Origin of the sequence: Rhodococcus sp. T2V, assembly GCF_029269925.1 — a bacterium.
Lineage (GTDB): Bacteria > Actinomycetota > Actinomycetes > Mycobacteriales > Mycobacteriaceae > Rhodococcus_F > Rhodococcus_F koreensis.
This window is the reverse complement of the sequence record NZ_JARJBD010000484.1, coordinates 1-538: the sequence shown is the minus strand read 5'-3', so window position 1 is coordinate 538 and position 538 is coordinate 1. Positions and strand designations below refer to the sequence as shown.

Annotated in this window: 1 protein-coding gene and 1 pseudogene; both read right to left on the bottom strand. The window is 69.0% G+C overall.

The features are described from left to right. Positions 1-275, bottom strand: a 275-nt coding sequence (locus P3H15_RS54980) for a hypothetical protein (protein ID WP_276144947.1), incomplete at its 3' end; no start/stop codon positions are given. A 114-nt stretch (positions 276-389) separates the two neighbouring features. Beyond that, positions 390-538: pseudogene (locus P3H15_RS54975) on the bottom strand (glucose-6-phosphate dehydrogenase (coenzyme-F420)); the annotation flags it as partial.

The following is a 538-nucleotide window of genomic DNA, read 5'->3' as shown; positions in this document are numbered from 1 at the left end:
TGCTCCGAGAGGCGTTGGGCTGCGGTTGGGGGCCATCGCCGCGCGGCGGCCGAATTTCGGTCTGTTCCCGACGGCGCGTGCCCACCTGCCCCTGTTCCGAGATGTCGTCGACGCTGCGCGCCGCGGGGAACACCGGCCACGAGCCCGTCCACGAGCTGCTGCGCCTCGTGCCGTTGCCGGCGCAGCGCCGTCGCCTCCGCCCGGAATCGTTCGGCCAGAATGGGATCGACTGCCCGCGCCTGCTGGGCGCGGGCCTGGGCGTCCTCGAAGGGCAAGGTCGGTGCCGCGGTTCGGGTCGGTGTCGAACAATTCCCGCAGGTGCGTGGATACGACTTCCCGGTGGTGATCAGACAGTTTCTGCCACAGCGGGGTATCGGTCACGTTGTGTGTCATGCGAGTCCCCGCAGCCGGGGTGCCAGGTCCTTCTCGAACAACTCCAGGAACCGCTTCTGATCGTGCCCGGGAGCGTGGAACACGAGGTGATTCAACCCGGCGTCGAGGTACGGGCGGATCTGCGCGACCGCCTCGTCCGGATCCG